The sequence below is a fragment of the Photorhabdus sp. RM96S genome (genome assembly GCF_042879335.1).
GTDB classification, from domain to species: domain Bacteria; phylum Pseudomonadota; class Gammaproteobacteria; order Enterobacterales; family Enterobacteriaceae; genus Photorhabdus; species Photorhabdus kayaii.
The window spans coordinates 1-7,185 of sequence record NZ_JBHFKT010000077.1 but is presented as its reverse complement, the minus strand read 5'-3'; the positions used below and the strand labels follow the sequence as shown (position 1 = coordinate 7,185).

The following is a 7,185-nucleotide window of genomic DNA, read 5'->3' as shown; positions in this document are numbered from 1 at the left end:
GATATTACGCGGATCATAAAACCGGAAAAATACCGGTTTATCCTGTTCAGGTAATAATACTTGTAAATATTTACGCAAATGCCGACGTAATGTTTTCATATCCGCCTGAGAGCTTAAGAAAATTCCCCAAGGTATGTCACAGTTCTCCAAATAAAGTTTTAACTTTTCTGTCACTTCCACTAAATAAGGAGCCACCTTAAGCAATTCAGGCGGTAAAGATTCATCATAAAGACAGGTAAAAGGCGGATCAAAATACTCCAATATAAGAAACCATTTGGATTCTGTCGCGGCGTCAACGACAGCATACAGTTTTTCTTTAACCATTTTTATCTTTCCCCTTCGGGCAATGTGCGACAAACATCGAACCGGCATGAGCCGCACTCTGCAAAATCGCCGGATTAACCGGTTGCAATAAGACGCCGGGATTACCACCTGAATTTAAGTTAATAGACGCACCTTTGACATCTACGCCACCACCATGAATAACAATAAAATTATCACCTACTTTCAGGGTGATTTTGCCGCCGCCTTTTATCGTAATGTCATCATTGGTATCGATGCTGAATACGCCCTGTATTTTCTGTATTACATCGCCTTTGACCTGTAAGGTTTTGTCACCATCAACCTGATCGATATAGTCACCAGTGGTTTTATGTTCCTGCTGCCCATCAACAGTGACTTTACGGTTACTGGCAATCACCAGTTCATCATCATGGCCAATGCTGGTTGTACGGTTGTAATTAATTCGTTCATCCCGGGAATTCAGCACCTTAATCGCCAGATTCTTCTGAGCACGAATAAATACTTCTTCCCGATCTTTTTCATCTTCAAATCTCAGTTCATTAAAACCATCCCCTTTATAGGTTTTTGAACGAATTGACATCTGGGTCTTTGCTATCGGCAAATCGTTAGGCACAACGTTACTGGTATGATAGGTACGCCCAATAATAATTGGCTGATCGGGATCGCCATGCAGAAAATCCACCAGCACTTCCTGACCTACACGTGGGATAGCAATCATGCCCCAACGCTGGCCGGCCCAAGCCTGACTGACCCTGATCCAACAGGAACTTCGGTCATTGAATTTGCCATATTGATCCCAGGCAAACTGTACCCGAACACGCCCGTATTCATCACAAAAGATCTCTTCCCCCTCCGGGCCAACCACTGTCGCAATTTGCAAGCCATCAATACGCGGCTTGGGATAAGGTGAAGGACGCCATACCCGGTTACGATCACCAAAGATGAAATTGTTCGTTAAGGTCGTCCCCGTTTCACCGAAATGGGATTCATCCGCCTGCGGCTGTCTACCGTGATGGCTGATTTTAATCACCAGCCATTGGGTATTAAATTGCTCTTTCGGATGATCAGTAAGTGTAAACCCTGATGCCGGCGCCAGAGCAAAACAGTCACTTTGCCCACCACCAAACATCGTGTCTGCGCGGAGTGCTTCCAAACGAAATTGACTCATGCGCTCGCCACGCTCATCTTTAAAACGCCCGGGAAAATCATAGTAAGTGTAACTGGGCAAATCTGAACGCTGGTGGTTAATTTGGCGTTCGTGATAGTAATAGTCAGCCCCCCACAGTGGATTTTTAAAAGTACGATCCTTCAACTCAATATTGGCAATCCCGACCTGTTCACGCCAACAGAATCGATTGATACTGCATTGGCTTCCTGTAGCATCTAATTCTGGGCGATAAGGCAATGAAAAGTTGTTATTTATCCAATGAGAATCAATGAAAATAATGATCGGTTCACCCCGCTCCTCAGTGAAATCGAAATAATAAAATATCCCTTCATCAGCCAATAAACGATGGAGAAACGCCAGATCACTCTCATCATATTGCACACAAAATTCCCGTTCAGGATGTTCATAACGCAATTGACAATAGAAGTTTCTAACGCCATTTTCTTTCAACAATATGCCAATAATCTCGGTCACAGATTGATGCTGAAAAATACGGGAATTAACCCGTAATCCCGCACGCCATAAACCAGGTTGAAGGGTCAGGGAATAATGACTGCGATGACGACCTGTCCTACTTTGTTCAAATTGAGTCACAATCCCAGTGATACTACGCTCTGGTTTTCCATCGCGATAAACAGTCAATGTCGCAACATTATCCAGAACATCAGCGAAATTAATATCCGGATCAGCGCTGGTTAATGTCGCCTTCAGACAAAATAACTCTGACAGCGCTTCATCTAGAGTAAACTCCACCACAGCAAAAGTTTTCTCCGGGAGAGAGCCGACAGTAAGTGTAAAAACCAATCCTGAATCAGCCATTACATTCCTCCTGATCCCGTGAGGTCGAGGCTCTGGGAATTAAATAGATCATGTAAAACAACCATAATTTCACCCTCTTTTACTTAAATGATTACCGAACATATTCACTAGCAAATTCATTAACCAAACTTTTCCCTGTTCAACATATGAGCGGGAGGGTAGGCGATGGAAGAAATAATCAACTTATTTTTTTGAAATAACGATATTTTACTCTAGTGAAAAGCCAGGTTTTGGCATAAAACTTCAATATATTGAATGGGTTACGTTAAAATGAATTATAATGATTTTATTAACCAAAATTGCTGGCCTGAATCAGTAACAAAAATAAAAGAGAAGACAAAATTAGCGTAATATTTCAAACAACAATATATTTTTTTATTTATTAGATTGGAATTCAAATACGATAAATTCATTTATCTTATTCCTTTTACATCACTGATAAATTTCAATATTTAACTGTTATGGGAAAGTGTTAAGTTAAATTTCGCAGATAAGATTATCTGTACTATATGTAACATAATAATCGTCATGATAAGGAAACAATAAAATGAGACTGATATATATAAACCCTAATCAAACTTTTGAGCTTTATACTGGTGGCAATATAATAATGCCTACTACTCATCATCCTAGTTTCAATATAGAAAATAGAGGTCCCGCACCAATTAGAGCCGTAAATTACTGGGCGCCTCCATTCGGAGATTACAATCAGTATGCTTTTATCGATATTCAACCCGGTGAAACTAAATTTTTCCGCAGAGTACCTAATGCGGTTTACTTCTACAAAGTTGTAGTTATTAATCTCAGTAACTACCAACACGCAGAAGCGGTAATTACTCAGTTTCTCCCCGTTCATCCACTGACGGAAGTTTAAATTTCAACAATATGTTTTCAATATAAAAATTTTTATTTCATTATCTATTTAACTGCAAAAAATGGTATTCATTCTATTAACCAATAGAAAATATTGATAAAAGGAAATTCACTAAAAACGGAAAATAGGATTATTTAAATAATTATGCAGGGCGGATTCGACTAATAAGTGCAATTTTTCAGAAGGGCGGTCAGTTGCTATAGTAGGCATCTTTCCCGCCACAGGAGAATGCACTATGGCCTATACACAACTGACCGAAACAGAAAGATACCAGATTTCCAGTTTAAAAGAAGCCGGTTTTTCACAGCTTTTCATTGCTGAATCACTTAAGCGAAGCCCGTCGACCATCAGCAGAGAATTGAAGAGAAATCAAGAAGTCCAGATATACTGCCCTGAACAGGCTCATTTGAAGGTATTGGCTCGTCGTCATTTTGCAAAGAAAGCCGTGAAAATAACGCCGGAAGTAAAAAAATGGATAAAACGATTAATTTGGAAAGACTTAAGTCCTGAACAGGTGGCTGATTATCTGAAGCAACATAAAGGGATATCGTTGCATCATGAGACGATCTATAGGTTGATTTATCAAGATAAAATAGAGGGGGATGATTTATGGCAACATCTGCGAATAGCCAGAAAACCCTATCGCAAACGCTATGGTCGCTATGAAAGAAGAGGCAAAATTAAAAATCGGGTCAGTATTGATGAGCGCCCGGAAATCGTTGATAAAAAAGAACGTATTGGCGACTGGGAAGGGGATACGATAATGGGGAAAGATAAAAAAAGTGCATTATTAACATTGGTTGACCGCAAAACGCTGTATACAATTATTGTTAAAGTTGATAGTAAACGGGCATCAGAAGTCGCGAAAGCGGCAGTGAAAGTATTATACCCGTTAAAACAGAGGGTTAAGACTATCACATTCGATAACGGTTTGGAGTTCGCAGATCATGAAATCATCAGTGAAACATTAGAAACCCAAATTTACTTTGCCCACCCTTATTCGCCCTGGGAAAGAGGGATCAATGAGAATATCAATGGGTTAATTAGACAATACTTTCCAAAGGGAACCGATTTTAATGAAGTCTCTGATCAGGAAATAAATTTTGTGGTAAACCGGTTAAATCATCGTCCCCGAAAGACACGGGGTGGGAAAACACCGAATGAATTATTTAAGGGAATACGAACATGTTTACTTCCAGATTAACGATGTTGCACTTATTATGTGAATCTACCCATTAATAATGAATTGAAAATAAATCTGCATGTAAAACAATATTCCCCAAATAGATGGGGATTAAGGTTCTTTCCCGCCAGTTATTTTATGAAGAAAATCGTAAAAATAACGCAATAAAAAAGAGATAGACAGTGTGGATTGTCAGACAGACACTGTTTTCCCACCAATGAAATTGCTGCCGGTATACCACCCGCTTCATCAACCACTCAAATATCCCCTATCGGTTCAATCTGGTTATAATGAAAAACCCATTTCCCGACTTTTAACACTAATTTTGTGAATATAAGGGTCCGGGGTTTTACAATCACAAACGGCGCTTTTCATGTTAATCGAAAGCATAGTCTTTCCTTACCTCTCAGTATTAACTATCGGAAACAGTTAATACTGAGTTATTTTAAAAAGGCCATAGTTATCTAGAAATAACCACTTTTCCATTAATTAAAGAGAACAACGGGTTAAATGTAAATCCATTCTCGCCATTCTTGTCCCTAATTAATAATGGAGACTGTATTCCATCTTTAACTTCAAATCGGAATAATCTTCCTTCCATATAGCGTACCAGTTTATATTTATTCCAATCTATCGGTACAGCCTGATAGCCTTTATCAAAATAATGTTTAAAATCCAACGAATCAAAATGGATTTGTTCAGTACTGTCATTGGCTTGAGATTCCTCATGAAACGTTAATTGATAGGCTGATTTCAGTGCCGTTAAATCCTGATTTTTCAACATTTGCCAGATATCTTCATAGGCTTTTTTAACTAACTCCGTGCCTGCTGCTGTTTCCGGCGAAGGCGTAGCCGTAGTCCAAACCCAGACGGGCAAATTATTTAATGTAACTGATCGCTCAGTATGATAATAAAATTCACTAGGGTATTCTTTCGTCATGATTTTGCCAGATTGGGCAGTATCAATATTAAAATCAATGGACTGCATGCTGTTCGGTTTCAATTCACCATTTTCATCTACCACCTCAGTAACAATATTAGTAATTTCATCCAATTGATAAGGTGTAACTCGCACTAACCTAACCTTACACTCTGCGTCTTTTTCTTTATAAATATATTTATTATCCCTAGCACTTAATGGCCCCATATCAAGACTGAGAATGTTTTTACCATTTTGTAATAGCGATGCAATGTTATATCCGGTTGATATAGTACCAAATATAGAGCTAAAGTTATATAAAGTATTGATTCCATTCACTTTAAATCTGAAAAGTACCCGATTAGTTTCTAAATAAGTGATATATTTAACTTTATCCATTGTATTTTCCCCATAAGCTGATAATGAAAATAGGACCATAAAAAAATAAAAAAACTTTTCTCATTGCAATAACCTCAGTTTGTATATTGATTTCTATTTTAGTTATATTTCCTTACTCCCCAGTATTAACTGCAAAAAACAGTCAATACTGAGTTATCCAAAAAAGGCCACGATTATCTCGAAATGACCACTTTTCCATTGATTAAAGAGAAAAATGGGTTAAATGTAAATCCATCTTCACTATTATGTTTATCCTCAATTAGTAACGGAGAATTCATACTATTTACAACTTCAAACCGGAATAATCGGCCATTGAGATAACGTACTAATTTATATTTACTCCAATCTATCGGTACTGCCTGATAGCCCTTATCAAAATAATGTTTAAAATCTAGAGAATCAAAATAAATTTGCTCGGTACTATTATTCGCCTGAGATTCTTCACATAATGTTAATTGATAGGCTGTTTTCAGTGACTCCAAATCCTGGTTCTTCAACATTTGCCAAACATCTTCATAGGCTTTTCTAACCAGTTCTGCACTTGTTTCTGTCACCGGTAATGGTGCAGAGGTGGTCCAAGCCCAAGCAGGTAAATCATTTAACGTAACCGTTCTCTCTGCATAATAAAAACCTTCATTCTCGATATTCTTTTCCGTAATTTTACTATACTGCGCTGTATCGGTATTAAAATTAACGGATTTCATACTATTAGGCTCTGCTACACCATTTTTATCTGCCACACTGGCAATAATATTCGTGATTTCATCTGACTGGTAAGGTGTCACCTTTACCAACCGGACTTTACACTCCGCATCCTTATCTTTATAAACATATCCTTCTTTTGCATCACTAAATGGAGCCATTTCGATGTAGATGGTATTCTTACCATTTTGCAATATCGGAGCAATATTATACCCCGTTGATATAGTGCCGGTAATTGAATGCAGATTACTTAGAGTATACATTCCATTGACTCTAAGGACACAACGTGCCCGATGAGTTTCTAAATAGCTAATATATTTAACTTTATCCATTGTACTTTCCCCATAAGCTGATATTGAAAATAACGCCATAAAAAATAAAACAACTTTTTTCATTGCAATAACCTCAATTTATATGTCGACTTTTCTTTTGGTAACTTCGGATATATCTCCCATTTTTCTTGTTTATTATTCCTTGCTTTATTTTTTTGACTGACAGAACCGGTACTATCTTTAATAGCTCCCCGTCCAACCCCATACTCCACATAATAACTGGCGGTGATGCCCTCATGGAAAAACACCAGAGATAACTCCTTATCCTGTTTATCCAGTTCAAAACATCCTTCCGCTTCAATATCCGCCTCCGCTTTAAAATATCCTTCCACCAGATAATATTTAAACCCCGCCTGAATATTGGTTTCCGCTTTAATCGCTAGCGTGCCTCTTACCATATCCCCCAGTTGAAATTCCATTTTATGCTCTTCATTACTGGCATATTTAAATGACAGATTTAACGCCCCTTCCAGAATCATATCTAAT

General features: G+C 38.0%; 6 protein-coding genes and 1 pseudogene. 2 read left to right on the top strand and 5 right to left on the bottom strand.

Going from position 1 to position 7,185, the window contains the following annotated elements:
• Together ACGF49_RS23810 and tssI are read right to left on the bottom strand one after the other, a co-directional pair.
• Positions 1–324 (bottom strand): DUF4123 domain-containing protein (locus ACGF49_RS23810; RefSeq protein ID WP_387493094.1); only part of this gene is annotated, 324 nt, incomplete at its 3' end.
• Positions 317–2,290 (bottom strand): type VI secretion system tip protein TssI/VgrG, encoded by a 1,974-nt coding sequence (gene tssI / locus ACGF49_RS23805; protein ID WP_387493092.1) that lies wholly within the window; start codon positions 2,288–2,290, stop codon positions 317–319. The genes tssI and ACGF49_RS23810, both read right to left, overlap by 8 nt.
• Before the next feature lie 547 nt (positions 2,291–2,837).
• On the opposite strand from tssI, the gene ACGF49_RS23800 reads away from it, so the two are divergent.
• Both ACGF49_RS23800 and ACGF49_RS23795 read left to right on the top strand, forming a co-directional pair.
• The gene (locus ACGF49_RS23800) at positions 2,838–3,164 is read left to right on the top strand and encodes a hypothetical protein (RefSeq protein WP_387493090.1); all 327 of its coding nucleotides are present in this window, start codon (positions 2,838–2,840) and stop codon (positions 3,162–3,164) included.
• 235 nt (positions 3,165–3,399) lie between these two features.
• On the top strand, positions 3,400–4,368 hold the full coding sequence (locus tag ACGF49_RS23795; RefSeq protein WP_387493088.1) for an IS30 family transposase: 969 nt from the start codon (positions 3,400–3,402) through the stop codon (positions 4,366–4,368).
• A gap of 439 nt (positions 4,369–4,807) precedes the next feature.
• Here ACGF49_RS23795 and ACGF49_RS23790 read toward each other — a convergent pair whose 3' ends face one another.
• The 3 genes and pseudogenes from ACGF49_RS23790 to ACGF49_RS23780 all read right to left on the bottom strand — a co-directional run.
• Complete coding sequence (locus ACGF49_RS23790) at positions 4,808–5,665, bottom strand: hypothetical protein (protein ID WP_387493085.1); 858 nt, start codon at positions 5,663–5,665, stop codon at positions 4,808–4,810.
• A 173-nt stretch (positions 5,666–5,838) separates the two neighbouring features.
• Entirely contained in the window at positions 5,839–6,762 is a 924-nt protein-coding gene (locus tag ACGF49_RS23785) for a hypothetical protein (RefSeq protein WP_162119992.1), read from the bottom strand.
• Positions 6,759–7,185 (bottom strand): annotated as a pseudogene (locus tag ACGF49_RS23780) (hypothetical protein); the annotation flags it as partial. The pseudogene ACGF49_RS23780 and the gene ACGF49_RS23785, both read right to left, overlap by 4 nt.